The organism is Frigoribacterium endophyticum (genome assembly GCF_011759585.1).
Lineage (GTDB): Bacteria > Actinomycetota > Actinomycetes > Actinomycetales > Microbacteriaceae > Frigoribacterium > Frigoribacterium endophyticum.
This window is the reverse complement of the sequence record NZ_JAAOYV010000003.1, coordinates 134,072-160,082: the sequence shown is the minus strand read 5'-3', so window position 1 is coordinate 160,082 and position 26,011 is coordinate 134,072. Positions and strand designations below refer to the sequence as shown.

23 protein-coding genes are annotated in these 26,011 nt (G+C 74.4%); 9 read left to right on the top strand and 14 right to left on the bottom strand.

The features are described 5' to 3' along the window. Positions 1 to 170: 170 nt before the first annotated feature. Both FHR77_RS15160 and FHR77_RS15155 read right to left on the bottom strand, forming a co-directional pair. Entirely contained in the window at positions 171 to 590 is a 420-nt protein-coding gene (locus tag FHR77_RS15160) for an organic hydroperoxide resistance protein (protein WP_167261693.1), read from the bottom strand. A 21-nt stretch (positions 591 to 611) separates the two neighbouring features. Next, positions 612 to 1,238 carry a GNAT family N-acetyltransferase gene (locus FHR77_RS15155; RefSeq protein WP_167261667.1) on the bottom strand — a complete coding sequence of 209 codons (627 nt, stop codon included), beginning with the start codon at positions 1,236 to 1,238 and terminating at the stop codon, positions 612 to 614. A gap of 76 nt (positions 1,239 to 1,314) precedes the next feature. Here FHR77_RS15155 and FHR77_RS15150 point away from each other — a divergent pair, with 76 nt between their 5' ends. After that, positions 1,315 to 1,923, top strand: coding sequence for a maleylpyruvate isomerase family mycothiol-dependent enzyme (locus tag FHR77_RS15150; RefSeq protein ID WP_162240268.1), 609 nt, complete (start codon positions 1,315 to 1,317; stop codon positions 1,921 to 1,923). Positions 1,924 to 1,976: 53 nt separating this feature from the next. Here the strand turns inward: FHR77_RS15150 and FHR77_RS15145 are convergent, their stop codons facing one another. Next, the gene (locus tag FHR77_RS15145; RefSeq protein WP_056056131.1) at positions 1,977 to 3,263 is read right to left on the bottom strand and encodes an adenylosuccinate synthase; all 1,287 of its coding nucleotides are present in this window, start codon (positions 3,261 to 3,263) and stop codon (positions 1,977 to 1,979) included. Positions 3,264 to 3,386: 123 nt separating this feature from the next. Here FHR77_RS15145 and xylB point away from each other — a divergent pair, with 123 nt between their 5' ends. Next, entirely contained in the window at positions 3,387 to 4,853 is a 1,467-nt protein-coding gene (xylB, locus tag FHR77_RS15140; RefSeq protein ID WP_167261665.1) for a xylulokinase, read from the top strand. 95 nt (positions 4,854 to 4,948) lie between these two features. Next, a complete protein-coding gene (locus FHR77_RS15135; protein ID WP_167261663.1) occupies positions 4,949 to 5,671 on the top strand; it encodes a metal-dependent transcriptional regulator in 723 nt (240 codons plus the stop codon). Positions 5,672 to 5,716: 45 nt separating this feature from the next. On the opposite strand, the gene FHR77_RS15130 is transcribed toward FHR77_RS15135, so the two are convergent. From FHR77_RS15130 to FHR77_RS15105, 6 genes are all read right to left on the bottom strand, one after another. Next, a complete protein-coding gene (locus FHR77_RS15130; RefSeq protein ID WP_307803244.1) occupies positions 5,717 to 6,919 on the bottom strand; it encodes an ROK family protein in 1,203 nt (400 codons plus the stop codon). 28 nt (positions 6,920 to 6,947) lie between these two features. Then, on the bottom strand, positions 6,948 to 9,251 hold the full coding sequence (gene yicI, locus FHR77_RS15125; protein WP_167261661.1) for an alpha-xylosidase: 2,304 nt from the start codon (positions 9,249 to 9,251) through the stop codon (positions 6,948 to 6,950). 67 nt (positions 9,252 to 9,318) lie between these two features. Next, the gene (locus FHR77_RS15120) at positions 9,319 to 10,233 is read right to left on the bottom strand and encodes a carbohydrate ABC transporter permease (protein WP_167261659.1); all 915 of its coding nucleotides are present in this window, start codon (positions 10,231 to 10,233) and stop codon (positions 9,319 to 9,321) included. Further along, the gene (locus tag FHR77_RS15115; RefSeq protein WP_167261657.1) at positions 10,233 to 11,264 is read right to left on the bottom strand and encodes a carbohydrate ABC transporter permease; all 1,032 of its coding nucleotides are present in this window, start codon (positions 11,262 to 11,264) and stop codon (positions 10,233 to 10,235) included. The genes FHR77_RS15120 and FHR77_RS15115 overlap by 1 nt, the downstream gene beginning before the upstream one ends. 6 nt (positions 11,265 to 11,270) lie before the next feature. Beyond that, positions 11,271 to 12,563 carry an ABC transporter substrate-binding protein gene (locus FHR77_RS15110; RefSeq protein ID WP_167261655.1) on the bottom strand — a complete coding sequence of 431 codons (1,293 nt, stop codon included), beginning with the start codon at positions 12,561 to 12,563 and terminating at the stop codon, positions 11,271 to 11,273. 163 nt (positions 12,564 to 12,726) lie between these two features. Then, positions 12,727 to 13,743, bottom strand: a complete 1,017-nt coding sequence (locus tag FHR77_RS15105) for a LacI family DNA-binding transcriptional regulator (protein WP_056056116.1) — start codon at positions 13,741 to 13,743, stop codon at positions 12,727 to 12,729. Positions 13,744 to 14,004: 261 nt separating this feature from the next. Between FHR77_RS15105 and xylA the strand changes: the two genes are divergently transcribed. Next, complete coding sequence (xylA, locus tag FHR77_RS15100; RefSeq protein WP_167261653.1) at positions 14,005 to 15,198, top strand: xylose isomerase; 1,194 nt, start codon at positions 14,005 to 14,007, stop codon at positions 15,196 to 15,198. Positions 15,199 to 15,442: 244 nt separating this feature from the next. Then, the gene (locus tag FHR77_RS15095) at positions 15,443 to 15,676 is read left to right on the top strand and encodes a hypothetical protein (protein ID WP_056056112.1); all 234 of its coding nucleotides are present in this window, start codon (positions 15,443 to 15,445) and stop codon (positions 15,674 to 15,676) included. 53 nt (positions 15,677 to 15,729) lie between these two features. Here FHR77_RS15095 and FHR77_RS15090 read toward each other — a convergent pair whose 3' ends face one another. Together FHR77_RS15090 and FHR77_RS15085 are read right to left on the bottom strand one after the other, a co-directional pair. Next, positions 15,730 to 16,629 carry a hypothetical protein gene (locus FHR77_RS15090; RefSeq protein ID WP_167261651.1) on the bottom strand — a complete coding sequence of 300 codons (900 nt, stop codon included), beginning with the start codon at positions 16,627 to 16,629 and terminating at the stop codon, positions 15,730 to 15,732. A 105-nt stretch (positions 16,630 to 16,734) separates the two neighbouring features. Beyond that, the gene (locus tag FHR77_RS15085; protein ID WP_167261649.1) at positions 16,735 to 17,709 is read right to left on the bottom strand and encodes a GDSL-type esterase/lipase family protein; all 975 of its coding nucleotides are present in this window, start codon (positions 17,707 to 17,709) and stop codon (positions 16,735 to 16,737) included. A 332-nt stretch (positions 17,710 to 18,041) separates the two neighbouring features. Between FHR77_RS15085 and FHR77_RS15080 the strand changes: the two genes are divergently transcribed. Genes FHR77_RS15080 through FHR77_RS15070 form a run of 3 tightly spaced genes read left to right on the top strand, consistent with a single transcriptional unit; the run spans position 18,042 to position 21,564 of the window. Beyond that, positions 18,042 to 18,737, top strand: coding sequence for a TetR/AcrR family transcriptional regulator (locus FHR77_RS15080; RefSeq protein WP_341777409.1), 696 nt, complete (start codon positions 18,042 to 18,044; stop codon positions 18,735 to 18,737). Beyond that, positions 18,734 to 19,480 carry a hypothetical protein gene (locus FHR77_RS15075; protein WP_167261645.1) on the top strand — a complete coding sequence of 249 codons (747 nt, stop codon included), beginning with the start codon at positions 18,734 to 18,736 and terminating at the stop codon, positions 19,478 to 19,480. The genes FHR77_RS15080 and FHR77_RS15075 overlap by 4 nt, the downstream gene beginning before the upstream one ends. After that, entirely contained in the window at positions 19,477 to 21,564 is a 2,088-nt protein-coding gene (locus FHR77_RS15070) for a YhgE/Pip family protein (RefSeq protein WP_167261642.1), read from the top strand. The genes FHR77_RS15075 and FHR77_RS15070 overlap by 4 nt, the downstream gene beginning before the upstream one ends. Before the next feature lie 10 nt (positions 21,565 to 21,574). On the opposite strand, the gene FHR77_RS15065 is transcribed toward FHR77_RS15070, so the two are convergent. Next, the gene (locus tag FHR77_RS15065; RefSeq protein WP_167261641.1) at positions 21,575 to 21,991 is read right to left on the bottom strand and encodes a DUF3151 domain-containing protein; all 417 of its coding nucleotides are present in this window, start codon (positions 21,989 to 21,991) and stop codon (positions 21,575 to 21,577) included. 68 nt (positions 21,992 to 22,059) lie between these two features. Then, on the bottom strand, positions 22,060 to 22,668 hold the full coding sequence (locus FHR77_RS15060; RefSeq protein ID WP_208381098.1) for a TrmH family RNA methyltransferase: 609 nt from the start codon (positions 22,666 to 22,668) through the stop codon (positions 22,060 to 22,062). Positions 22,669 to 22,928: 260 nt separating this feature from the next. Here FHR77_RS15060 and FHR77_RS15055 point away from each other — a divergent pair, with 260 nt between their 5' ends. Further along, positions 22,929 to 24,677 (top strand): polysaccharide biosynthesis protein, encoded by a 1,749-nt coding sequence (locus FHR77_RS15055; RefSeq protein WP_208381076.1) that lies wholly within the window; start codon positions 22,929 to 22,931, stop codon positions 24,675 to 24,677. Here the strand turns inward: FHR77_RS15055 and FHR77_RS15050 are convergent. Further along, positions 24,674 to 26,011, bottom strand: a complete 1,338-nt coding sequence (locus FHR77_RS15050; RefSeq protein ID WP_167261639.1) for a glycosyltransferase family 4 protein — start codon at positions 26,009 to 26,011, stop codon at positions 24,674 to 24,676. The genes FHR77_RS15055 and FHR77_RS15050 overlap by 4 nt on opposite strands.

Here is a 26,011-nt window from a genome sequence, read left to right as displayed (position 1 = left end):
CCGGGGGGGCCCCCCCCCCCCCCCGGGGGGGGGGGGGGGGCGGCCCCCGGGGGGGGCGGGGGGGGGGGGGCCCCCCCGGGGGGGGCCGGGCCGGGGGGGGCCCCCCCCGCGGGGGGGGGCCCCGCCTCCTCGGTGCTCCAGTACTGCGGTGCTGCGGTGCAGCGGGCGGGTCAGTCGACCAGCGTCAGGGTCACCTCGACGTTGCCGCGGGTGGCGTTCGAGTAGGGGCAGACGTGGTGCGCGGCGTCGGCGAGCTCCTGGCGACGCTCGGCGGGGACGTTCGGCGTGTAGATGTCGAGCTCGACCGCGAGGCCGAAGCCGCCCTCGCCGTTCGGGCCGATGCCGACGCTCGCGCTGACCGAGCTGTCCTTCGTGTCGACGCCGAGACCACGGGCGACGGAGTGCATCGCGCTGAGGAAGCAGGCCGCGTAGCCGGCCGCGAAGAGCTGCTCGGGGTTGGTGCCCTCGCCGTTGCCGCCGAGTTCCTTCGGCGGGCGGGTCTCGAAGTCGAGACGGTCGTCCTCGCTGCGGACGTGGCCGTCGCGGCCGCCTCCGGTGGCGTGGGCGATGGCGGTGTAGGCGATCTCCAGTGTCATGGCTCCAGGGTCGACCTACAGTCTGGACGGTTGCTGATGGGCAGCGAGGCGCGCCGTGAGACCCTCCTGCACGCGCGGCCACTCGTCGGCGAGCACGGAGTACACCGCGGTGTCGCGCCACGTGCCGTCGGCCCGGGGCTGGGTGCGGCGCAGGACCCCCTCGGGGGTCGCCCCGAGCTTCACGATCGCGGCCCGCGACCGCGCGTTCGCGGCGTCGGCCTGGATCTGCACGCGGCCGAGGCCGTGCTCGAAGGCCGTGCCGAGCACGAGCAGCTTCGTCTCGACGTTGACCGCCGTGCCCCAGGTCTCGGGCGCGTAGGCCGTCCAGCCCAGGTGCACGCTCTCGTTCTCGAGCTGGAACTCGGCGAGGGTCGTCGTGCCGACCAGGGCCCCCGGCGCCCCGTCGGTGACGAGCCGGACCCCGTAGACGTTGCCCGTGCCCCACAGCAGGTAGCCCCGCATGAAGGCCGACCAGCCCTCGAGGTCGGCGCGGAACGCCGCCGAGCCGCCGCCCCACCCGCCGGCGAAGACCTCGGGGCGGGCGAGGGCCGGGTGCAGCTCGGCGAGGTCGTCGGGGGTGATCGGCTCGACGACGACGTGGCGGCCCACGAGCGGGACGAGGGGCGGACGCGTGGCGGTCATCCCCCGATGCTGCCAGGACCCGGCGTCGACGTCGAGCGGGCCGCGGCACCGGCGTGCGTCCGGCATGATCGTGGCCATGAGCCCCGCCGCCGCCTTCAGCCAGTCCGCCGAGTCGTTCGTCGACCTCCTGTCGCGCGTCGGCCCCGAGCAGTGGAGCCAGCCCGGGCTCGGCCGCTGGACCGTCCGCGACCTCGCGGGCCACGCCTCCCGCGCGGTGCTCACGGTCTCGACGTACCTCGCGCTCGACGAGCCGGGCGACGTCACGATCCCCTCGGCGGAGGCCTGGTACTCGGCCTACGCCTCGCAGTTCACCGACGCCGACGGCGTGTTCCAGCGCGGCGTGGAGGCCGGCGCCTGGCTCGGCGACTCCCCCTCCACCGTCGTCGCGGCGGCCCTCGCCGACTCGCGGGCGGCGCTGGCCCGGGCGCTCTCGAACCGGATCGTCTCGATCGGCGGCATGGGCATCCCCCTCGACGAGTACCTGCGCACCCGGGTCTTCGAGCTCGTCGTGCACACGATCGACCTCTCGCGGGCGACCGGGCTGCCGCACACGCTGCCCGCGACCGCCGTCGCCGACACGGCCGCGCTGGCGGCGCGCGCCGCCACGATGCAGGGGCACGGCGAGGAGGTGCTGCTCGCGCTGACGGGGCGCGGCCGCCTCACCGACGGGTTCAGCGTCGTCTAGCCGCGCCGCGCCACCTGAGGGGGCACGGCGCGGCCGCGGGGGCGGGCGGTCGCCTAGCCGAGCAGGTCGTGGCGCGTGACGATGGCGTCGCGGCCGGGGCCGACGCCGATGGCGGAGATGCGGGCGCCGCTCATCGCCTCGACGGCGAGGACGTAGTCCTGGGCAGCCTGGGGCAGGTCGGAGAACTCCCGAGCGCCCGTGATGTCGTCCGACCAGCCGGGGAACTCCTCGTAGATCGGCACGGCGTGGTGGAAGTCGCTCTGCGACACGGGCACCTCGTCGTGACGGACGCCGTCGACGTCGTACGCGACGCAGACGGGGATCGTCTCGAGGCCCGTGAGGACGTCGAGCTTCGTCAGCACGAAGTCGGTGACGCCGTTGATGCGCGCCGAGTAGCGGGCGATCGGGGCGTCGTACCATCCGCAGCGACGCGGGCGGCCGGTCGTCGTGCCGAACTCGAAGCCGTTGGCGCGAAGGAACTCGCCGGAGGCGTCGAACAGCTCGGTCGGGAAGGGCCCGGCCCCGACGCGGGTCGTGTACGCCTTCACGATGCCGATGACGCGCTCGATGCGGCCCGGGCCGATGCCGGAGCCGGTGGAGGCGCCGCCCGCGGTCGCCGAGGACGACGTCACGAAGGGGTAGGTGCCGTGGTCGACGTCGAGCATCGTCGCCTGGCCGGCCTCGAAGAGGACGGTCTTGTCGGCCTCGAGCGCCTGGTGGATCTCGAGCGCCGTGTCGGCCACCATCGGCTTCAGACGGGGCGCGTACGAGAGCAGCGACTCGACGATCTCGTCGGCCTCGATGGCGCGGCGGTTGTAGATCTTGACGAGCAGGTGGTTCTTCTGGTCGAGGGCCGCCTCGACCTTCTGCCGCAGGATGCCCTCGTCGAAGATGTCCTGCACGCGGATGCCCACGCGGTTGATCTTGTCGGCGTAGGTCGGGCCGATGCCGCGACCGGTGGTGCCGATCTGGCGCTTGCCGAGGAAGCGCTCGGTCACCTTGTCGAGCGTGCGGTGGTAGTGCGTGATGACGTGCGCGTTGGCGCTGACCTTGAGGCGCGAGACGTCGACGCCGCGGGCGATCAGCGCGTCGAGCTCGTCGAAGAGGACCTCGATGTCGACGACGACGCCGTTGCCGATGATCGGGGTGACGCCGGGCGAGAGGATGCCGGAGGGCAGCAGGTGCAGCGCGTACTTCTGGTCGCCGATGACGACCGTGTGGCCGGCGTTGTTGCCGCCGTTGAACTTGACGACGTAGTCGATGCGGCTGCCGAGCAGGTCGGTGGCCTTGCCCTTGCCCTCGTCGCCCCACTGGGCACCGATGATCACTACTGCGGGCATGGGGGGCTCCTCACGTCGGGGGACTGCACCGGGTGAGGTGCACTTGAGTCTACCGACAGGTGCGCCACGCCGGTCGGGGCGGGGGCTGGCGCATTCGTTGCGCGGTACGACAAACTACCGACCATGAGTCTCGTCGCCGGGGTCGACTCCTCGACCCAGAGTTGCAAGGTCGTCGTCCGCGACGCGTCGTCGGGTGCGCTGGTGCGCTCCGGGAGCGCGCGGCACCCCGAGGGCACCGAGGTCGCCCCGTCGGCCTGGTGGGCCGCGCTGCTCGAGGCGATCGCCGCGGCGGGCGGCCTCGACGACGTCGACGCGATCTCGGTCGCCGGCCAGCAGCACGGCATGGTCGTGCTCGACGCCGAGGGCGAGGTCGTCCGCGACGCCCTCCTCTGGAACGACACCCGCAGCGCCGACGCCGCGCGCGACCTCGTCGACGAGCTCGGCGCCGACGAGTGGGCGCGGCGCACCGGCACCGTGCCGGTCGCCTCCTTCACCGCGACGAAGCTGCGGTGGCTGCGCGACGCCGAGCCGGCCTCCGCCGAGCGCGTGGCCGCGGTGGCGCTGCCGCACGACTGGCTGACCTGGCGGCTGCTCGGGTACGGGCCCCGCGACTCCTCGCCCCTCGGCCCCGACCTCGACGAGCTCGTGACCGACCGCAGCGACGCGAGCGGCACCTCGTACTGGAGCCCGGCCGACGACGGCTACGACCTCGAGCTGTTCGAGCGCGCGCTCGGCCGCCCCGGCCGGGTGGCCGGCGGCGACGGCACGGGCGTCGTGCTGCCCCGCGTGCTGGGCCCGTCGGAGGCGGCGGGCACGACGGTGGCCCACGCGAGCGTGCCGGCCGGGCTGGTGGTCGCGGCCGGCGCCGGCGACAACGCGGGCGCCGCGCTCGGCCTCGACGCCGGCGTCGGCGACCTCGTGATCAGCATCGGCACGAGCGGCACCGCCTTCGCCGTCACCGACCACCCCGTGGCGGACCGCAGCGGCACGGTCGCGGGCTTCGCCGACGCGGCCGGCGGGTTCCTGCCCCTGGTCGCGACCCTCAACGCCGCCCGGGTGCTCTCGTCGATCGGGGCGCTGCTCGGCGTCGACCACGACGAGCTCGCCCGCCTCGCCCTCGCCGCCGAGCCCGGCTCGGGCGGGGTCTCGCTGGTGCCCTACTTCGAGGGCGAGCGGACTCCCGACCTGCCCCGCGCCACGGCCACCCTCGCCGGCCTGACCCTGGCCTCGACGACCCGCGAGAACCTCGCGCGCGCCGCGGTCGAGGGCATGCTCTCGGCGCTGGCCGACGGCGCCGCCGCCGTCCGCGACCAGGGCGTCGAGGTGCACCGCGTGCTGCTCATCGGCGGGGCCGCGCTCAACCCGGCCGTGCAGGCCGTCGCCGCCCAGGTCTTCGACGTGCCCGTCTCGGTGCCCTCGCCGGGCGAGTACGTCGCCGACGGGGCCGCACGGCAGGCGGCGTGGGCGCTCACCGGGGGCCGACCCCGGTGGGATGTCGCGATCCGGTCGTCGGCCGAGGCCTCGCCGGTGCCCGCCATCGCCGCGCGGTACCGCGCGGCGCAGCAGCTCGGGTCGCTGCCCCGCGGCTGAGGCGGGCTGGAGGCGCGGGCCGGGTCGGCCGCCGAGCGGGCAGGCCAGGAGGCGCGGGCCGGGTGGGCCGGGCGACGACACCTAGGATCGGTGGCATGCCGACGGACGCCCAGCCGACCCCCTCCACGATGACCGAGGACTACCTCAAGGTCATCTGGAAGGCCGAGGAGTGGGCCGCCGGCGAGGGCGACCGCGGCATCACCACGAACGAGATCGCGGCGACGCTCGGCGTCGGCGCCTCGACCGTGTCGGGCAACCTGCGCAAGCTCGAGCGCGACGGCTACATCGACTACGAGCCCTACCGGCGCATCGCGCTGAGCGAGCTCGGCCGGCGCGTCGCGGTCGGCATGGTCCGCCGCCACCGCCTGATCGAGACCTACCTCGTCGAGCGGCTGGGCTACGGCTGGGACGAGGTGCACGACGAGGCCGAGGTGCTCGAGCACGCGGTCAGCGACCGCCTCCTCGAGGCGTTCGACGTCGAGCTCGGCCGCCCGGCCGCCGACCCGCACGGGGACCCCATCCCCGCCGCCGACGGCACGGTGACCCGGCCCGTCGCGCACCCCCTGCAGCAGTTCGCGAGCGGCGAGTGCGGCTTCGTCGTCCGCGTCTCCGACGACGAGCCCGAGCTGCTGCGCTACCTCGCCTCGCTCGACCTGCGCGTCGGCGCCCACGTGCGCGTCGGCGAGCGCCGCGACTACGCGGGGTCGATGGAGGTCGTGCTGACCGACGTGCACGACCGGCCGCTCGGCACCGTCGAGCTCGCCGGCGCGGCCGCCTCGTCGGTGTGGGCCAACTCCGAGCCGCACACGCACGCCTGACGACGCCGCACCGGATCAGGTCGGGTCGGGTCGGGTCGGGTCGGCCTAGCGCGCCGTGCGCGGCAGCGAGGCCGACGCCGGGTCGGAGAGCAGCGGCGCGAAGGCGAGCTCGGCCGCCCCGATCACCAGGCGGTCGGCGCCCAGCTGTGCCCGCACGATGCTGACGTCGTCGGCCGGGCCGGGCAGCGCCTGCCGCGTGACGCGGTCGAGCAGCCGGTCGGGGGCGGCGGCGAGCAGCGACCCCAGGAAGCCACCGAGCACGATCATCGACGGGTCGAAGGCGTTGACGACCGTGCGCAGGGCGACCGCGAGCTGGTCGACCTGGCGCTCGACCTCGGCCCGCGCCTCGGAGCCGGGGCGCGCCTCCTGCAGGGCCGCGTCGAGCTCGTCGGCCTGCGCCCGCGAGAGACCGGTCGCGGCGAGCAGCGACGCCTGGCCCACCTCGGTCTCGAGGCAGCCGGTGGCGCCGCAGTGGCAGAGCCGGCCGACCGAGTTGACCAGGGTGTGGCCGATCTCGCCGGCGTAGCCGCCCACCCCGGCGAGCGGTCGGCCCGCCGCGATGACGCCGCCGCCGACGCCGCTCGCGCCGCCGTTGAGGAAGACCAGGTCGTCGACCCCGCGCCCGGCCCCGAAGCGGCCCTCGGCCATCGCGGCGAGCGACGCGTCGTTGGCCGCCTCGGTCGGCAGGCCGGTCGCCTCCGAGACGAGGGCCGCGAACGGCTCGTCGACCCAGCCGAGGTGCGGCGCGAGGCGGACCAGGCCGCCGTCGGCCCGGACGAGGCCCGGCACCGCGGCGCCGACGCCCACCTCGGCCACCACTCCCCCGCTCCTCCGCAGCACCTGGCGCAGCTCGTCGATGGTCTCCGCGGCGAGCGCGGCGGCCTCGGCGGCCGTGGGCACGCTCGCCGTCTCGCGACGGACCCTCGCCCGGACGGCCCCGCCGAGGCCCACGGCCCCGACGGTCACCGCGTCGATCTCGGGGTTGACCGACCAGGCCACGACGTCGGAGCGCGCCTCGACGACCGGGCTCGGCCGGCCCACGCGCGAGACCCCCACGGGGTCCGCTTCGTGGGCCAGCTGCCGGTCGACGAGGTCGCCGACGAGCGTCGCGATGGTGGAGCGGTTGAGGCCGGTCAGGCGCGTCAGCTCCGACCGGGAGAGCGGGCCGCGAGCGTGCACGAGGCCGAGCACGGCCGCCAGGTTCGACTGGCGAGCGCCCTCCGTCCGCGCGACCTGGTCGATCGTCACGATGCCGCCCCCCTTCGTCGTTCCGACCCTACTGCGACGCGGGGTCTCCCCCGACCTCGTCCAGGCTCCAGCCGGGGGCGGTGGTCTCGACCGTCACCGCGCCTCCCGCACGCCGGACGACGAAGTCGGCCCGCACGCCGTCGGGCGTGGTCACGGTGACCGTGCGGTCGCCGTCGCCCCCGGGGAAGACCCGCAGCACGAGGCCGTCGAGGTAGTCGTGGTCGGGGCGGTCGTCGCGAGCGCCGACCGGGACGACGGCGCCCTCGCGCACGTACAGCGGCAGCGAGAGGACGTCGTGCACCTCGGTGCGCCAGGTGCCGGCGCCCGCGTCGACGACCTCGCCGGTGAACCAGCTCGTCCAGCGGCCGGCGGGCAGGTAGACCTCGACGGTGCCGTCGGCGGAGAACACCGGGGCCACCAGCAGGTCGTCGCCCAGCATGTACTGCGTGTCGACGTGGGCGACGGCGCGGTCGGCGGGGAAGGCCAGGGCCATCGGCCGCATCACCGGCAGGCCGGTGCGGGAGGCCTCGAGCCCGGCGGCGTAGAGGTACGGCATCAGCGAGAGCTTCAGCTTCGTGAAGCGCCGGGTCACCTCCACGGCCTCCTCGTCGAAGGCCCACGGCACCCGGTACGAACCGCTGCCGTGGAAGCGGCTGTGGCTCGAGAGCAGGCCGAAGGCCGTCCAGCGCTTGTAGACCTCGGCGTCGGGGGTGCCCTCGAAGCCGCCGATGTCGTGGCTCCAGAACGAGAACCCGCTCATCGCGATCGAGAGGCCGCCGCGGAGGGTCTCGGCCATGGACTCGAAGGTCGACGTCGAGTCGCCGCCCCAGTGCACCGGCAGGCGCTGACCGCCCGTGGTCGCCGAGCGGGCGAAGACGACGGCGTCGCCCTCGCCGCGGACCTCCTCGAGCACCTCGAAGACGGCCTCGTTGTAGAGCTGCGTGTACCAGTTGTGCATGCGCTCGGGGTCGGAGCCGTCGTGCCAGACCACCCCGGTGGGGATCCGCTCGCCGAAGTCGGTCTTGAACGCGTCGACCCCCTGCGCCTGCAGCGCCCGGAGCTTGCCCTGGAACCACGCGGTCGCCTCGGGGTTCGTGAAGTCGACGAGGCCCATGCCGGCCTGCCAGAGGTCCCACTGCCAGACGCTGCCGTCGGGGTTCCGCACGAGGTATCCGGCGTCGGCCGCCTCGCGGAAGAGCGCCGACCGCTGGCCGATGTAGGGGTTGATCCAGACGCAGACGCGCAGGTCGCGCTCGTGCAGGCGGGCGAGCATGCCCTCGGGGTCGGGGAAGACCCGAGGATCCCACTCGAAGTCGCACCACTGGAACTCGCGCATCCAGAAGCAGTCGAAGTGGAAGACGCTGACCGGCATGTCGCGCCGGGCCATCTCGTCGACGAAGGAGGTCACGGTCGCCTCGTCGTAGTCGGTCGTGAACGACGTCGAGAGCCAGAGCCCGTACGACCAGGCCGGCACGTGGGCCGGGCGGCCGGTGAGCCGCGTGTAGCGCTCGAGCACGTCGGCCGGGGTCGGCCCCGCGATCACGTAGTACGTCAGCCCCTCGCCCGCGACCGAGAACTGCACCCGCTCGACCGCCTCCGAGCCGATCTCGTACGAGACGTGGCCGGGGTGGTCGACGAGCACGCCGTAGCCGCGGCTCGTCAGGTAGAAGGGCACGTTCTTGTAGGCCTGCTCGCTCGACGTGCCGCCGTCGGCGTTCCAGACGTCGACCGTCTGGCCGTTCTTCACCAGCGGGCCGAAGCGCTCGCCGAGCCCGTAGACGAACTCGCCGACGCCGAGCGACAGCTGCTGCGACACGTAGTGCGGGGCGAACGCGCGCGCGGTGCCCGCCCGGGCGTTGCCCACCATCGCGCCGTCGAGCTGCGCGTCGGCGGCCACCGAGTGGTAGCCGACCGACTTCGCGCCCGAGCGGGTGAGGACGGTGTCGCCGTCGCTGAACGAGAGGTCGAAGGGGGCCCCGCGACCCACGGTGGCCGTGAGCCGGCCCGAGGTCAGGGTGGCGCCTCCCTCGGTCGCCGTGGCCGTGCCGACCCCGGCCTCGCCGCCCTCGGCCCCGACGAGGTCGAAGCCGATCTCGTCACGCCCGCCGGAGAAGTGCTCGACGGTGACGCCGATCACGCCCTCCATCGGCGAGCGCAGCGTGACGGTCATGACCGGGCGGTTGAGGGTGTCGCCCCGCGACGCGATGACCTTGGTCGGGGCCGTCACGACGAGCGAGCGGCCGTCGGCGCCCTGCTCGACGTCGTAGGCCTCCTGGGCGAACAGGGAGGAGACGCCGGGGCGCGTCTGCCAGAAGCCGTCGGTGAACTTCACGATGCGGTGCCTTTCGAGGGGAGTCGCGGGGCGAGGGGCCGGGGAGCGCGGCGGGCGCGGAGCCCGGTCACTTGACGGCCCCGGCGGTGATGCCGCGGGTGAGCGTGCGCTGGAACAGCAGGAAGAAGACGAGCGTCGGGATGAGCCCGAGCAGCGCCGAGGCGCTCGTCGTCGTGACGTCCATCAGGCGGTCGCCCTGCAGCGCCGTGATGGCGACGGGCACGGTCTGGTTGTCGTTCGAGACGAGGAACGTCAACGGGATGAGGAACTCGTTCCAGGTCCAGATGAAGAAGAAGATCGCGAGCACCGACAGCGTCGGGCGGCTGATCGGCACGATGACGCGCCAGAGGATCTGCCACCGGCTGGCCCCGTCGAGCGACGCGGCCTCGAGCACCTCCTTCGGGAAGGTGCCGTAGACGCTCGACAGCAGGTACGTGCCGAAGGCGCTCTGGATGACCGTGAAGATGATGATGACGGCCCAGATGTTGTCGTAGAGCCCCACCTGCTTGAACAGGAAGTACAGCGGGTAGAGCAGCGCCTCCTGCGGGAGCATGTTGGCGAGCAGGAAGAGCACGATGATCCAGGTGCGGCCGCGCACCCGGCCGATGCCGAGGGCGTACGCGTTGAACACCGAGATGACGACGGCGAAGAGGGCGACGAGGCCCGCGATCACGAAGCTGTTCCAGAGCTTCTGCGGGAACTCGACGCGGTTCCAGAAGTTCACCAGGCCGTCGAAGTACAGCGACGTCGGCAGGCTCAGCGGCCCGCCGCTCGTGTAGTCGGCGGGCGACTTGAACGAGTTCACCAGGATCAGCAGGAAGGGCAGCGCGATCAGCAGCCCGAAGAGCAGGGCCGCGGCCAGGATGACCCAGTCGGTGACCGTCTTCTTCTTCTTCCGCTGCTTCGCCTTCGGGAGGCGCGGGCTGGGCACTGCAGGGCGGATGCGGTCGCCCTCCACCGGCGGGACGACGGTCGTGGCCATCAGCGGCCTCTCTCTGCTCGTTCGACCCGGTTCTGGGCCTGGATGAAGAAGATGGTGATCACGACGATGACGAGGGTCAGCGCCGTCGCGATGGTCGCGCCGTAGCCGACCTGCTGGCTCTGGAAGAACTCGCTGTAGGCGTAGTAGCTCGGCACGATCGTGGAGTCGCCGGGGCCGCCGCGGGTGAGGGCGTAGATCGGCCCGAAGACCTTGAGCGCCGCGATGGTGCAGGTGAGCACGACCACGAAGATCTCGGGGCGGATGATGCTCACCGTGATCGCGCGGAAGCGCTGGAACCAGCCGGCGCCGTCGAGCTCGGCGGCCTCGTAGAGCTCGGGGTCGACCCGCTGGAGGGCCGCCATGAAGATGACCACCGGGTAGCCGAGCTGGACCCAGACCATCACCACCATGATGCTGAGCAGCGCCGTGTCGGGGCTGCCGAGCCAGTTGTGCTGGAGGGCGCCGAGCCCGACGGCGTCGAGGACGCTGTTGAGCGCGCCGTTCTCGGGCCGGAGGATCCAGCCGATCACGATCGCGGCGATGGCCACGGGCAGGATCTGCGGCAGGTAGTAGGTGGCCCGGAGGAACGACGCCAGGCGGCCGCCGAACTTGCGGCCGATCAGGTCGAAGAGCATCGCGGCGAGGAGGAGCCCGAGCAGGGTCGGCACGACCACCATGGCGATGATCAGGAAGACGCTGTTGAGGAACGACGTCCAGAAGCGCTCGTCGGCCATCAGCTCGCGCCAGTTGTCGAGCCCGGCCCAGGTCGGCGGACGGATGCCGCGGTAATCGGTGAAGCTGAGGTAGACGTTCCAGACCAGGGGCACCAGCACGACGACCGCGAACAGCGCGAAGCCGGGGATGAGATAGAGCCAGAAGCCGCGGCGGCCGGAGCCGGGCAGCAGGCTCTCCTCCGCCGGGCGGGCCGGGCGGGCGGCGCGGGCGGCGCGGGGGCCGGAGCCCGGGAGGGCCGACGTCGCGCGCCGGCCCTCCCGGGTCTCCCGCGCCTCCTTCGTGTCGAGGGAGGTCATGGCCGGCTACTCCCCGGTGATGTCGTCGACGCCGCTCTGGTACTGCCCGCCCAGGGTCTCGAGCATCTCCTCCGGCGAGGCCGAGCCGTTGACGAGCTCCTGGGTGCCGGCGACCAGCTGGTCGTAGAAGGTCGGCGTGGGCCAGTCGGGGTAGAAGGCGAGGCCGTCGCGCTCGAGGAGCGTGTTGAAGTTCGCGATCAGCTCCTGGCTCTTCGGGTCGGTGATGTCGGCCGGGTCGGCCTTGACGGGCACGCCGCCGTTGTTGCCGATGAGGTTCTGGATCTCGGGGCGCATCGTGATGTCGATGAACTTCTCGGCGAGCTCCTTGTTGGCGGCGTTCTCGGGGATCACCCAGAGGTTGCCGCCCGAGCCCGGAGCCATCTCGCTGCCGGGGAAGAGGAACGTGCCCCAGTCGAACGTCGCCTCGTCGGCGACGCGGCCGGCCCACCAGCTGCCGGAGACCATGATCGGCGCGCCGCCGCTCATGAAGGTCGTGCCCATGTCTTCGGCCTTGATGCCGGTGACGTCCTTCGAGATCCAGCCGTTCTCGACGTACTCCTGCAGCTTGTCGGCCGCGTAGCTGAGCTCGGGGCCCTGCCAGTCGACGTCGCCCTCGTACAGCTGGTAGTCGTCGACGAAGGAGCGGTCGGCCTGCGAGAGGGCCAGCTGGTAGAAGAGCTGCCCGAGCGGGTACTCGGCGCCCGCCTCGGCGAGCGGGGTGATGCCCGCGTCGGCGAAGGTCTGCAGCGCCGCCTCGAACTCGTCGTAGGTCGTGGGCACCTCGATGCCCTGCGCCGCGAAGGCGTCCTTGTTGTAGTAGACCTCGACGTACTCGCCGTAGTTCGGGATGCCGTACCAGCTGCCCGAGCCCATGATGCCGCGCTCGTCGTACTTCGACGTCGTGGCGATCGAGGGGGCGAGGTCGTCGTCCCAGCCGTACTCGGCGACGGCGTCGTCGAGGTTCGCCAGCAGGCCCTGGCTGGCGAGCAGGCCCGCCGTCGCGTTGCCCTTGTTGTACTCGAGGATGTCGGGCGCCTCGTCGGAGTTCAGCACCTGGCTGGCCGTCGAGCGGATCTGCTCGAAGCTCTTCGCCTCGAACTCGACGGTCGCGCCGGTCTCCTCCTCGAAGGTCTCGATGGCCTGGTCCCACGCGATGCCCATCGCGCTGGTCTCGCTCTCGAAGTGCCAGAGCTTGAGGGTGTCGGGGTCGGAGGACCCGCCGCCGGCCGAGCAGCCGGTGAGCAGCCCGGCGGTGGCCGCGAGGGCCGTGCCGACTGCGAGCACGCGTCGTTTCTTCATGGTTCTACCTCCTCGTAGAGGCCCCTTGCGTCGTCGAAGCGTTTCGACGATCGTCGCGGGGCGGTGATCTGCGGTGTCGTGCGGTGGTGGTGCGTGGTGCCGGTGGTGCGTGGTGCCGGTGGTGCGTGGTGCGGTGGTGCTGGTGGGTGAGGGACAGGGAAGGCTAGGAGGCGCGGGTCGGCACGGTGACCGAGCCCTGCGCGAGGTAGACGGGAGCGATCAGCTCGACCCCGCGGTCGAGCCGGCCGTCGATGCGCTCGAAGGCGGCCTCGACCGCGCGGCGGCACATCTCGTCGATCGGCAGCGGGATCATGTCGAGCGCCGGCTCGAGCTCGTCGGCCGCGTAGCTCGCGGCGGCGGCGAGCACGGAGAGGTCGCGGGGGATCTCGAGGCCCAGCTGCCGGATGCGCTGCAGCACGGCCTCGGCGGTCGGCTCGCTGCAGTGCAGCACGAGCGCGGTCATGCCGGGGAGGCGGGCCCGCAGCTCGTCGAAGGCCCGCCCGCCGGAGGCGCGGCTGAGGTCGGTCGGGATGGTGACGGTCTCGAGGCCGCGCACCTGGGCCCGCGCCGCGAACGCGTCGTCGAAGCGCCGGATGAAGCCCGTGTCGCGCTCCTGGTACGAGGCGGGGTGGCCGACCACGCCGACGACGCGGTGGCCGGCGTCGGCGAGGCGGTCGACGCTCATCGCGGCGGCGGTCTCGAAGTCGAGGTCGATGCAGGCGAGGTCGTCGGCCCCCTGCGGGATGCCGATGAAGCCGGCCGGCAGGGCGAGCTCGCGGACGAGGTCGACGCGCTCGTCGACCGTGGCGACGCCGATCGCCACGACGCCGTCGACCAGCGAGCTCGACGCGACGCGCCGGATGCCCGACACCTCGTCGTCGGTGGCCAGCAGCAGGACGTCGTAGTCGCGGCGGCGAGCGGCCTCGACGACGGCGGTGACGAAGCGCATCTGGGTGGGCTGGTGGTTGTCGGGCCGCACCGGCGCGCTCAGCGCGAGGATGTTCGTCCGGGCGCCGGCCAGCATCCGCGCGCCGGCGTGGGGGCGGTAGCCGAGCCGGTCGACCGCCTCCGTCACGCGCTGCCGCGTCGTCGACGCGATGGAGCGCTTGCCGGAGAGGGCGTACGAGACCGTGGAGATGGACACGCCGGCGGCCTCTGCCACGTCGTGGATCGTCGCCATCGGGACCTCGCTGTCTGGGTGGTGGAGAGACGCGACGCCGACGCTCTCCCGCCCGGTGCGGAAGCGCTTCGACTGCTCGCGGTTGGAGACACTACGACAGCCACGACGGCCAGCGCAAGTGTTTCGTTGCCGCGGACGACAAATGCCGACCGGGCTTCCGTTCAGGCCACGGACCGGATATGTTGAGGCGCACAACATTCGTCGCGGCCCCGTCGCGACGACCAGGCCTCGTCGCAGACGCACTCTCGGAAAGGGACATCGATGTCCGTCACCCCCACTCGCGAAGACAAGTTCTCGTTCGGCCTCTGGACGGTCGGCTACACGGGCGCGGACCCGTTCGGCGGCCCCACGCGCCCCGACCTCGACGTCGTCGAGGCCGTCGAGAACCTCGACCGCCTCGGCGCCTACGGCCTCACCTTCCACGACGACGACCTCTTCGCCTTCGGCTCGACCGACGCGGAGCGCCAGACGCAGATCGACCGCCTCAAGGGCGCCCTCGACGCGACCGGCATCGTGGTGCCGATGGTCACCACCAACCTCTTCAGCGCCCCCGTCTTCAAGGACGGCGGGTTCACCTCGAACGACCGCGGCGTGCGCCGCTTCGCGCTCCGCAAGGTGCTCCGCAACATCGACCTCGCCGCCGAGCTGGGCGCGAAGACCTTCGTCATGTGGGGCGGCCGCGAGGGCGCCGAGTACGACGCCGCGAAGGACGTCCAGGCGGCGCTCTCCCGCTACAAGGAGGGCGTCGACATGCTCTCGCAGTACGTGCTCGACAAGGGCTACGACCTGCGCTTCGCGATCGAGCCCAAGCCGAACGAGCCCCGCGGCGACATCCTGCTGCCGACGCTCGGCCACGCGATCGCGTTCATCGAGACGCTCGAGCACCCCGAGATGGCGGGCGTGAACCCCGAGGTCGGCCACGAGCAGATGGCGGGCCTGAACTTCACCGCCGGCATCGCCCAGGCGCTCTACCAGGGCAAGCTCTTCCACATCGACCTCAACGGCCAGCGCGGCATCAAGTACGACCAGGACCTCGTCTTCGGCCACGGCGACCTGCAGAACGCGTTCTCGCTCGTCGACCTGCTGGAGCACGGCTCCCCCCAGGGCGGCCCCTCCTACGACGGCCCCCGCCACTTCGACTACAAGCCCTCCCGCACCGAGTCGATCGACGGCGTCTGGGAGTCCGCGGCCGCCAACATGCGCATGTACCTGCTGCTCAAGGAGCGCGCGCAGGCCTTCCGCGCCGACCCCGAGGTGCAGGAGGCGCTGGCCGCCAGCCAGGTCGCCGAGCTCTCGGTGCCGACCCTGGGCGAGGGCGAGGGCTACGAGCAGCTCCTGGCCGACCGTGCCTCCTACGAGGAGTACGACGCCTCCGCCCACTTCGGCGGCCACGGCTACGGCTTCGTCCATCTGCAGCAGCTCGCCCTCGAGCACCTGATGGGCGCGCGCCACTGAGAGCAGGCGCGAAGCGACTGCGTGGCGCGCGCTGACGCGCTCCAGCGCGTCAGACGGAGCTAGGAGCAGGCGCGCCGCCGCCAGCCCCACCCACGACGCCCGGCCCCGACACTCGGGGCCGGGCGTCGCCACGCCCGCCGTCACGCACCGAAGCGCACCGCCTGTCCGGGATGCGTACGATCCCCCGCCGCTGCTGACCGAGCGACCAGGGCGGCCGATGGTGTCCCTCGAACGAGGAGGTCACATGGTCGAGGGCGCCGCCGCGGAGCTCCGCTGTCGCATCTGCCGGGCACCGGCCCGCCTCGCCGACAACCCCTACTTCGGCACGGGGCTCTCGGTGCACCGGCAGATCCAGGTCTGCACGCGGTGCCAGGCGATCTCGTTCCCGCCGCGGGCCGAGCGGGACGCGGCCGAGGCCGTCACCGCGCCTCCCCGGGGCTGGCGGGCCCGCCTCGGAGCGTGGCTGCACGCCCACTGACCTCTCCCCCCGGCCCCGCCGCCGGAGTCCGGGCGCCCCCGGGGCCGCGTCGATCAGTCGGCGTCGAGCCCCTCGAGCGCCTCGCGGGCCCGCTGCGCCTCACGCCGGGCTGCGGTCGCGTCCTCGACGGCTCGGCGACGCTCCCGGCGCAGGAACCGCTCGCGGTCGTCGAGCTCGGCCCGACGAGCCTCGGCGGCCGCGAACTCGTCGCGCAGCCGACGCAGGTCGTCGGCGACGCGGTCGCGGGCGTCGTCCAGCTCCGCGACCCGCGACTCCACCTCGTCCCGGTCTGCTTCGGCCCGGTCGGCGGCCTGCTCGGCGCGCCGCAGCTCCTCGCGCGCGACGCGCCGCGCGTCCCGCTGCCGGCTCCCTCGGTCGGGGCCGGCAGCGGACTCGGGCCCGCCAGGGGCCCCGGGGCCTGCGCGACGTGGCCGGGGCCGGTCGACGGCCTCGCCGGCCACGGCCCCGTCGAGGGCGGCGGGCTCGAGGCCGTCCGCCGCGAGGGCGCGGACGAGCACGCCCGACCGGGCGGCCTCCGCCGCGTCGCCGTCGGCCACGACGGCTCGCAGGGTCTGCTCGAGGGCCACCACGGCCGGGCCGGCCAGAGGAGCGCCCGCCTGCTCGGCGAGCTCACGGCCGCGGGCGAGGAGCTGCGCGAGCGTGGCCTTCCGCTCGTCGGCCAGCGTCGCGAGCGCTGCCCGGTCGCCCTCCGCCTGCGCCGCGCGGAACCGGTCGCCCAGGGCCGCCGCGCCGGCGAGGCCTCGCCCCGCGTCGTCGCGGGCGAGCAGGTCCACCGCCCAGGCCGCAGGGGCGGCACGGGGCAGCCGGCGGATCCTGCCCGCCAGGTCGCGGTCGCCGGAGCGGCGCACCTCGGCGGCGAGCGCGTCCCGGGCCGCCACGAACTCGCCGGGCACCAGGGCGTAGAGCTGCTGGGCGGCGTCGGCGAGGGTCATCGATCGACCGTACCCACCGGCACCGCCGAGCGGCCGTCGGGGCGCGGGGACGCTCCGGGCGCGGGAGCAGGGCGGGCGGTCAGGGAGGAGCGGCCACGCGGGCGGTCAGGACGCCGAGAGCGCCCCGGCGGCGGCACGGGCTGCACGTCGCCGTGCGCGTCCTCGGCCAGCTGCCGGAGCACCAGTGCCCGCCTCGCCCACGACACCCGTCACGCTCGCGAGCTCCGCGGCGACGGCCCCGGCGAGCGCCGACGCCGCGCGGTGCCGCCGTCGCGGTGCCGACCGACGGTCGTCGACCGACTCGAGAGCTGCCACCACCCGGGGGGCCAGAGCCTCGGCCCACTTGCGGTGCATCGAGGCCCAGGAGAAGAGCTCCTGGACGTAGAGGCCGTCGAGGCTCCAGGAGGGGAAGGGCACGACGGTGACCGCGTCGTCGCCGGCGGCGACGCGGCGGCTCGCGGCGTCGAGGCGTGCGATCTGCGCGGTGATGAGGCGGCGGGCGACGGGCGGGATCGGACGGAACTCGGCCATGGGCGGCAGCTCGGCCACCACGACCCCGACCTCGGGGCCGGCCTCCTCGCGCACGCGGTCGACGAGCAGGCGCAGGTCGGCCTCCCACGAGGTCGCGCTGGTCGCCGCGAGCACGTCGGCGATGCCGAGCAGCACGACGACGACGTCGGCGCCCTCCGTCGTGAGGGAGGGCATCGTCGCGGCCGTGTGCATCGTGAGCACGGGCGAGGTGAGCTCGCTCCAGCTGAGGCCGCGGCCGCGCCGGTCGGCGACCCGGGCCGCGGTCTGGCTCGACGTCGTCATGCCGTGGCTCAGCACGCCGAGGCCGGAGACCGCGACGCTGCCGATGAAGGCGAGCCGCTCGGGCCGGGGCCCGGCGATGAGGGGGGTGCGCTCGTCGCGCGGGAAGATCGACGACGCCATCTCGCGGCGGTAGAGCTCCAGGTGCACGCGGAAGAGCGGTCGGGCCGCGGCGACGAGCAGCGCCGCGAGGGGCGCGGGCACGGCTCGGGAGCGGCGGGGGGCGACGAGCGGGGTCGGGGCGTCGTCGGGGGCGGTGCGGTGGTCCATCGTGTCCTGCGTCCGTGCGGTGACCGAGTCTCCTCGGCGGACCCGTCCTGGGGCCCGTCTCGAGTGTCGCCGCCGGAGGGGCGCCGCGGGCGGCCGGTGCGCTTCGTGGACAATGCAGACGCATGGACCTGGGTCGGCCGAAAGGAGGACACGCCTCGAGGGAAAGTCCAGGTCAGAGCCCCACGAAGACCTGAGGAGGCGCGGGCGCGCCCCGCGGGACGCGCCTCGGCAGCCATCCACCCACCCCACCAACTGGGGGCATGTCCCTGCTCTGTCGCCGCGTTCCCCATCTGATCTTGCACACTGGTGTGCAAGATCGTACGATGGACCTCGTGGCCACGACCGAGCAGACCCCGCGAGCGCCCCGCCGCGACGCCGCCGCCAACCGAGAGGCCCTGATGGCCGCCGCGGTCCGGCTCCTCAACGTCGACGCGGCCGTCCCCCTCGAGGCGATCGCCGCCGAGGCGGGCCTGTCGCGCCGCAGCGTCTACGGCCACTTCGCGACCCGCGACGACCTCGTCCGCGAGGTCACGCTGCGCGGCGCCGCCCGCATCGGCGTCGCGGCGCTGCCCGACCCCGTCGACGACCCGGTCGTCCAGCTCGCCGCCCTCGGGGCACGACTGTGGTCGGAGGTCGAGCACGTACGCGTGCTGGCCCAGCTCACGGTGCGCGGGCCGCTGGCCGCCGAGGTCGGCGGCGCGCTGGCGCCGCTGAGGGCGTTCCTCCGCGACACCGTGCGACGAGGCGTGGCCGACGGGCGCATGCGCGACGACATCGCGGTCGACACGCTGGCCCGGCTCGTCGAGGGCGCCGCGCTCACCGTGCTCGACGAGGCGACCGCCCGCGACCTCGACCGCGCCGACGGCCACCGCCTCGTGATGCTCGCCGTGCTCGCCATGGTCGGGCTCGGCTGGCGCGAGGCCGACGAGCTGGTGAGGGCGACGCCCGAGCTGGCCGTCGCGCCGCCGCCCGCCGACCCCTTCCCCACCGACCCCCGCCCCACCGTGACCCCGGAGCCCGCCGCATGAGACTCGAACTCGACCAGGTCGCCCTCGGCGACGGCCCCGGCGCTCCGCTCCCCGCCGTCTCGGCGGTGGCCGACCGTCGCGCCCCCGGCTTCGTCGCCGTCGAGACGGAGGGCGCTCCCACGCTCGCCTCCCTCGTCGCCGGCGGCCGGATGGCGCCCGACCGCGGCCGGGTGACGCTCGACGGGGGCGAGGACGCCGACGCGGTCCGCGCCTCCTTCGCCCTCGTCGACACCCCCACGGTGGCCGAGCCCTTCAGCACGCTGACCGTGGCGCAGGTGACCCGGGAGGAGCTGGCGCTGGCCGGCCACCGGGCCGGCCGCGCCTCCGTCGCCGACTTCCTCGACGTCGTCGGGCTGACGGAGCACCGCCGCACCCGACTGGCGTCGCTGCCGACCGAGCTGCGCGTCCGGCTGCTCTGCGAGCTGGCGCTGCTGCGCCCCGGCGTGGAGGGCCTCGTGCTCACCAGCCCCGAGCGGCACGGCGGCGACGTCGCCGCCTGGCTCGGCGTGGTGCACGACCTGGCCCGCCGCGGGGTCGTCGTGCTGACCGTGACCGGCGTCGCCGCCCTGGCGAGCGTGCGCGCCCTGCCCGCCCCCGACCTGGGCGAGGACGACGAGGTCGACGACGAGGCCACGCCCGAGACCGACACAGACCTCGACCTCGACACCGACACCGATCTCGACCCCGCCGCCCGTCCCGACGACGACGCCGGTGCCCCGACACCAGGAAGCCCCCGCTCGTGAAGATCATCGCCCTCGTCCGCTCCGAGCTGCAACGGCTCACGTCGACCGGGCTCGCCCGCCTCGCCCTCGTCGCCCTGATGACCGTGCCGCTGCTCTACGGCGGCCTCTACCTCTGGGCGAACCAGGACCCGTACGCGAAGCTCGACCAGGTGCCCGCGGCGCTCGTCAACGACGACGCCGGCACGACCGTCGACGGCACGGTGACGAACTACGGCGACGAGGTGACCGACGAGGTCGTCGACGGCGGCGACTTCGACTGGCACACGGTCAGCGCCGCGGAGGCCGCGGCCGGCCTCCGCGACGGCACGTACGACTTCACCTTCACCATCCCGCGCGACTTCAGCGCCGACCTCACCAGCGCCACGACCGACGACCCGACGCGGGCGCAGATCACCCTCGCGACGAACGACACCAACAGCTACCTGGCGACGACGATCGCCGGTCAGGCCGGCAAGACGATCCGGGCCTCGGTCACCGAGAAGGTCGGCAAGGAGGCGGCGGCCCAGCTGCTCGTCGGTCTCGCCGACATCCGGACGTCGATCGGCGACGCGGCGGACGGTGCCGACCAGCTCGTCGGCGGCGTCGTCTCCGCGGAACAGGGCACCGACCAGCTGATGACCGGCGCCTCGGACGCCTCCGCCGGAGCCGACGAGCTCTCAGCCGGAGCGTCGTCGGCCGCGACGGGCGCCCGGGCGCTCTCCGACGGCACGGACGAGCTGAGCGCCGGGGCCACGACGCTGTCGAGCGGGCTCGACCAGCTCGAGACCGCGACGTCGACGCTGCCGGACAGCGCGCACCAGCTCGCGACCGGCGCCGATCAGGTCGCCGACGGGAACGAGGCCCTGGCCGCCGGAGTCGCCCAGGCCGCGACGGCGAGCCAGGCCGCCATCGACGCCGCCCCGGCGACGCAGCAGGCGATCGGGCAGCAGCTCGTCGAGTACTTCGTCGGGCAGGGCCAGACCCCGGAGGAGGCGGCGGCGTCAGCGGCCGAGGTGGCGAGCTACTTCGCCCCGCTCTCGCAGTCGCTGAGCGACGCGAACACCCAGGCGCAGGGGCTGGCCGCCCAGGTCGGGCAGCTCGCCACCGGCGCGCGGCAGGTCTCGGACGGCGCCGCCGCGCTCGACGCGCAGGCCCCCGCCCTCGCGACGGGGATCTCCGACGCCGCCGCCGGGGCACGACAGCTCGACGCGGGCGCCGCGTCGGCCGCCACGGGCGCCGACTCGCTCGCCACGGGGCTCGGCACCCTCGACACCGGCGCCGCCGGGCTCTCGAGCGGGCTGCACACGCTGAGCGACGGCACGGTGAGCCTCCGCGAGGGGCTCGGCGCGCTCGACACGGGCGCGACGCAGCTCCGCGACGGGCTGCAGACCGGCCTCGGCGAGATCCCCGCGAGCACCGAGCAGACCCGCGACGCGCAGTCGGAGGCCATCAGCGACCCGGTGTCCGTCTCCGACCAGGCCGTCACGAGCGCCGGCACCTACGGCGCCGGGCTCGCACCGTTCTTCATCAGCCTCGCGGCCTGGATCGGCATCTACGCGCTCTTCCTGATCGTCAGGCCGTTCTCGAAGCGCGCCGTCACCGCGGTGCGCGCCCCCGGGCGCGTGGTCGTGGCGGGCTGGGCGGCCCCCGCGCTGCTCGGCGTCGTCCAGATGCTCGCGCTCTTCACGATCGTGCGGTTCGCGCTCGGCTTCGACGTCGTGCACCCCTGGGCGACGATCGGCCTGATGGCCCTCGCCTCGGTCACCTTCGCGGCGATCATCATGACCCTCAACGTGCTGCTCGGCAGCGTGGGGCAGTTCCTCGGCCTCGTGCTCATGGTCGTGCAGCTCGTGACCGCGGGCGGCACCTTCCCGTGGCAGACGCTGCCGGCGCCGCTCGCCGCCCTGCACTTCGTGCTGCCGATGAGCTACGCGACCGACGGCCTCCGCCAGCTGATGTACGGCGGCAGCACGGCCACGGCCTGGGGCGACGCGGGCGTGCTCGCTCTCTGGGGCCTCGGCGCGCTGCTGCTCTCGCTGCTCGCGACGCGGCGGATGACCCGTCGCCGCACGCTGCGCGACCTGAGGCCGTCGCTGATCGGCTAGCGGCCGGGCCTCAGGAGCGCTCGGCCTCGAGCGCCGGGGCGGCGGCCGGGTCGGCGTCGTCGAGGAAGGTCGTCAGGCGCTCGACCTCGTCGGCCTCGCCGATGGCGGCGGCGCCGCGGCGGAGCGCCCAGAGCGAGCGCAGGACGCCGCGGTTGGGCTCGTGCGACCACGGCACGGGCCCCTGGCCCCGCCAGCCCGCCCGGCGCAGCGAGTCGAGACCGCGGTGGTAGCCGACGCGCGCGTACGCGTAGGCCTCGAGGTCGGCGCCCCGGCCGGCGGCCTCGTCGCTGAGCAGCGCCCAGGCGAGCGACGACGTGGGGTGGGCCACGACGGCCTCGGCCAGCTCGAGGGCGTCGAGGTCGGCGAGCACGTCGGGCTCGGCGGGCAGCAGCGTCTCGGGCACGCCGAGGAGGTTCTGGGAGGGCATGCCCCCACGGTAGCCCGTGCTCCCGGACGACCCGGCCCGCGACTCCCCCCGGCCCGCCGCGGCGCGGGTCAGAAGCGGTGCTGCCGCACCCAGGCGTGCATGACCACGGCCGCCGCCGCGCTCGCGTTGAGGCTGCGGGTCGAGCCGAACTGCGAGATCGCGAGCAGCGCCTCCGAGGCGGCCACCGCCTCCTCGCTGAGGCCCGGCCCCTCCTGGCCGAAGAGCAGCACGCAGCGCTCGGGCAGGTCGAAGGTCTCGACGGGCACCGACCCCTCGACGTTGTCGACGCCGAGGACGGGGAGGCGGTGGTCGCGCGCCCAGGCCACGAACGTCTCGACGTCGGGGTGGTGGACGACGTGCTGGTAGCGGTCGGTCACCATCGCGCCGCGCTTGTTCCAGCGGCGGCGACCGACGATGTGCACGGTGTCGGCCGCGAAGGCGTTGGCGCTGCGCACGATGGAGCCGATGTTCATGTCGTGCTGCCAGTTCTCGACGGCGACGTGGAAGGGGTGCCGGTGCTCGTCGAGGTCGGCGACGATCGCCTCCATGCTCCACCAGCGGTACCGGTCGACGACGTTCCGGGAGTCGCCGTCGCGGAGGAGCTCAGGGTCGTACCGGGTGTCGTCGGGCCAGGCGGCCTCGCCTCCGGGCCAGGGGCCGACCCCGTGCGTGAGCAGGGGCTCGTCGGGGTCGCTCGGGAGCGGGGAGGGACGGGGGTCGTCGACGGGCACGACCCCAGGGTACGGCGGCCGGCGAGGGGGCCCGCAGACCGATCGGTCATTGCACGTGTGACACGTGGAATGTTACTCTGCCGGAGCCGATCGACGAGCGCCGGCCCGACCCGCAGAGGTGCCCCATCAGCGAGACCGACCTCGACCCCGCTCCCCCTGCGCGCCCCGGCTGGCCGGGCAGCGCCGCCGCCGTCCGCGCCGCCCTCGTGACGGCCGACGGGGCGGCCTGGCTCGTGGCCGTCGCGACCGTGGCCGTGCTCGTCGACCTCGTCGGGCCGGGCACGGCGTCGCACGTCGCCGCCTGCGCCGTCACGGCCGCCGTCGCACAGTTCGCCGTCGGCACGGCCTGGGGCCTCTACCGCCCCCGGTGGGTGGCCGGCAGCGCCGCCGAGGCCCGCGGCCTCGTCGCCTGCGCCGCGGCCGTCGCGGCCGCCGTCTCGCTGGTGCCCCTGGTCTCGCCCTCGCGGCTCGGCCCCTGGCTCGACTGGCCGCCGGCCCTGCCCCTCGTCGCGCTCGGCGTCGCCGTCCTCGGGATGGGCGCCGCCCGGGCGCTCCTCCGCGGCCGCCTCGAGGCACGCCTCCGCCCCCGCGGCGCTCCGACGCCGGCTCTCGTGCTGGGCGCGGGGTCGGTGGGCGAGCACGTCGTGCGGCGGATGCTCACCGACCCGACCTGCCGACACCGCCCCGTCGCCCTGCTCGACGACGACCCGGCCACGCACGGCATGCGGATCGCGGGGCTCAAGGTGCTCGGCGGGCGTGAGGTGCTGGCCGAGGCCGCGGCCCGCACGGGCGCCGGCACCCTCGTGCTCGCGATGGCCCGGGCCGACGCCGCCCTGGTCCGCGAGCTGACCGACCACGGCGAGTCGGCGGGCCTCCGCGTGCTGACCGTCCCCACCATCGACGAGATCCTCGAGGGCAGGTCGGGCGTCGCCGACCTCCGAGACGTCTCGCTCGAGGACCTCGTCGGGCGGCGCCCGGTCGAGACCGACGTCGCGGCGGTGGCCGCGAGCGTCCGGGGCCGACGGGTGCTCGTCACCGGGGCGGGCGGCTCCATCGGCAGCGAGCTCTGCCGCCAGCTGGCGGCGCTCGGCCCGGCGGAGCTCATGCTGCTCGACCGCGACGAGACCGCCCTGCAGTCCGTCCAGGTGTCGCTCGCCGGCCACGGCCTGCTCGACACCCGCGAGGTCGTCCTCGCCGACATCCGCGACCCCGTCGCGCTCGGCGCCGTCTTCCGGGCCCGTCGCCCCGAGGTGGTGTTCCACGCCGCGGCCCTCAAGCACCTGCCGCTGCTGGAGCAGTACCCCGGCGAGGCCTGGCAGACCAACGTGATGGGCACGCTCCACGTGCTGGAGGCCGCGCAGGCCGTCGACGTCGAGACGTTCGTGACCATCTCCACCGACAAGGCGGCGAACCCCACCAGCGTGCTCGGCCGCTCGAAGCGCGTGGCCGAACGGCTCACGGCGCACGCCGCCGAGGCCACCGGCCGTCGCTACCTCTCGGTGCGGTTCGGCAACGTCCTGGGCAGCCGCGGCAGCATGGTGCCGCTGTTCCGCGACCTGATCGCGGCGGGTCGACCCCTCACGGTCACGCACCCGGAGGCGACGCGCTTCTTCATGACCATCCCCGAGGCGTGCCAGCTCGTGCTGCAGGCCGGGGCCATCGGCGGGCCCGGCGAGGTCCTCGTGCTCGACATGGGAGAACCCGTGCGGGTGCTCGACGTCGCCGAGCGGATGATCGCCCTGTCGGGGCGTGACGTCGAGGTCGTGTTCACGGGCCTGCGGCCGGGCGAGAAGCTCCACGAGGAGCTCACGGGGGCGGGCGAGGTCGACGAGCGGCCTGTCCATCCGCTCATCTCGCACACCGTCGTGCCGCCCCTCGCCGCCGGCGACCTCGACGTGCGGTCGATGACGAGCGACCCTCCCCCGGCGGGCGAGCGCCGCGTCGCGACGGCCTAGCCGCGGCCGGCCCCGCGGCCTCGACGCCGACGCCGACCCGAGCGCGACGCCGCACTCGCGGCGTCGCGCTCGACGACGTCGCAGAGCCGGGCGACCAGCAGGGGCTGGGCGTAGCGCTCCTCCGCCAGGCGCCGGGCCGCCTGCCCCGCCCGCCGGAGCCCGGCGTCGTCGTCGACGAAGTCGGCGAGCGCACGGGCAGCCCGGCCGGGGTCACGAGCCAGCTGGAGGCCCGCGCCCGTCTCGACCAGCGCCTCCGCCTGCCAGCCCCCGATGGTGACCGCGACGGGCCGCGCCGCGGCGAGCGCGTCGAAGTACTTGTTCGCGCTGTTCGCCCGCAGGGCCGGCACGTCGGCGAACGAGCTGAGCGCGATCGTCGACGCCGCGAGGACGTCGGGCAGGTCGGCCTTGGCCACGGCGTCGAGGACGACGAGCGACCGGTCGAGGACTCCGAGCCGACGCGCCCGCTCGCGCACCGCCTCCTTCTCGGCCCCCGCCCCGAGCAGCACGACGACCAGGTCGTGGCCCCGCCGGTCGAGCTCCACGGCGACGTCGACCAGGTGGTCGAGCCCGTTGGCCCGCCCGAAGGTGCCGCAGTAGACGGCCAGGCGACGCCCGAGGAGGCGCGGGTGGCGGCCCGTGAAGGCCTCCGGCCGGGCGCGGGCCGGGTCGAACCGCCCGAGGTCGCTCATGTTCGGCACCACCACGGTGCGGCCACGGGGGTGCCCCGTGCGGACCACCGAGTCGGCCATGTCGGGGGAGAGGGCCACCACGGTCGACGACGAGGCGTAGGCCAGGCGCTCGAGGAGGCGCGCGGACGCTCGCAGGACGGGGTGCCGCAGCGCCCCCATCGCGATGGGCACCTCGGGCCAGCTGTCACGCACCTCGAAGACGAGCGGGGCGCGGCGGAGGAGGGTCGCCGCGATGCCCGGCACGGCGATCGTGAGCGGGGTGCTGGTCGCCACGACGACGTCGCCGCGGAGCGAGCGGGCGAGGCGGGAGGAGCGGAGGGCGAAGGCGAGGAACGCCACGATGCGGCGCCGGTCGCCCATGGCGGCGTCGTAGTCGACGGGGACCCGGTGGACCGTGACGCCGTCGTGGACCTCGTCGCCGCCCGCGCCCCGGCGGCCGAGGGGCACCGCGTCGACGGGCGGCGTGGCCGTCACGACGTGGACGTCGTGCCCGCGGCGCGCGAGGGCCGTCGCGACGTGGAACGACCGCACCCCGCCGGCCTGCGCGGGGGTGAGGAAGTACTGGTGGAGGTAGACGACGCGCACGACGGCCTTCCGACGGAGACGGCAGGTCGTGGGCACTCCCCCGCCTGTGATGTTGCACAT